The organism is Photobacterium sp. DNB22_13_2 (assembly GCF_052873915.1).
Map to the genome: position 1 here is coordinate 1 of NZ_JBNNXU010000051.1, position 1,258 is coordinate 1,258.

Below are 1,258 nucleotides of genomic sequence, written 5' to 3' on the forward strand. Positions count from 1 at the left end.
TGTAGTGGTCAAGAATAATTGGCCACCTCTTTAGAGCTTTCCCAATATAATCGTTCTGACTCATTAGGAGTCAGGCTAGCGTTGTAATGATGTGGCCTAAGTTGACTATAATAGCCAATAATATATTTAGTGATTTCTTGGCGGGCTTCTGCGAAGCTTCGATAGCCAGCGGCTGGAACCCATTCTGTTTTCAAGCTTCTGAAGAACCGCTCCATTGGTGCGTTATCCCAGCAATTTCCTCGTCGTGATAAGCTTTGCTTGATCTTGCAACGCCATAATAATTGACGATACTTACGACTTGTATAATGGCTTCCTTGGTCACTGTGGAACATCACACCTTTAGGTCTGCCCCGAGATTCAAAAGCCATCGATAATGCTTTCCCAGTTAATTTGCTATCTGGGGAAAAAGACATTGCCCAGCCAATCGGTTTACGAGCGAATAAATCAATAACTACAGCTAAATAGGCCCAGCGATTCCCCGTCCATACGTAAGTCACATCACCCACCCATACCTGATTGGGTTCACAGACCGCAAATTGACGACTCAAATAGTTAGGGATTTCTACATGTTCTTTTGATGCTTTACGATAACGATGTTTCGGTATCTGGCAACTAACTAGGCCAAGTGATTTCATCAGCTTAGACGCACGGTAACGGGATAATGGCGTCCCCTTTGCTGTTACCATATCAGCAATACTTCTTGCGCCAGCAGAGCCATTACTCGCCACATGAAGCTCTTTTACTAAACAGCGAAGCTTTACCAAGCTAGGCTTGAGCTTAGCAGGTCGTTGTCGCCAGTATTTATAACTACTGCGGTGAACACTAAACACTTCACACAACAGTTTTACGCTATAGCTCTTCCTGAGTTTCTCGATTAACGAGAATTGTTCAGTGAGTCCGACATCAAGAGAGCTGTGGCCTTTTTTAATATTTCATTATGCTCTTCTAGCCGTGCTAATTGCTTTTTTAGCTCGCGGATTTCAATTTGTTCTGGCGTTAAAGGAGATGCTTTAGGTGACTTACCATCACGTTCTTCTTTTAACTGACGAACCCATTTACCAAGGGCTGATGTGCTTACACCCATCACCTCAGCGGCCTCATTGACCGTGTAGCCTTGATCAACAACAAGCTGAGCAGCTTCGAGTTTAAACTCAGCACTTAGGGTTCTTCTTGTACGTTTAGTCATAATGTCACCTGGTTACTTCAAAGGTAATGATATCACCTCTAATCAGGTGGCCAAACCTAGTGTGCCACTACA

Annotated in this window: 1 protein-coding gene; it reads right to left on the minus strand. The window is 43.8% G+C overall.

What is annotated here, in order from left to right; all coding sequences use genetic code 11:
* Nucleotides 1-8: 8 nt before the first annotated feature.
* Nucleotides 9-1,186, minus strand: a protein-coding gene (locus tag ACVA58_RS27735) for an IS3 family transposase (RefSeq protein ID WP_446513477.1) whose coding sequence is annotated in 2 segments (ribosomal slippage) — nt 9-919 and nt 919-1,186 — 1,179 coding nt in all. Because the reading frame shifts where the segments join, the coding sequence is not laid out codon by codon here.
* Between the last annotated feature and the right edge of the window lie 72 nt (nt 1,187-1,258).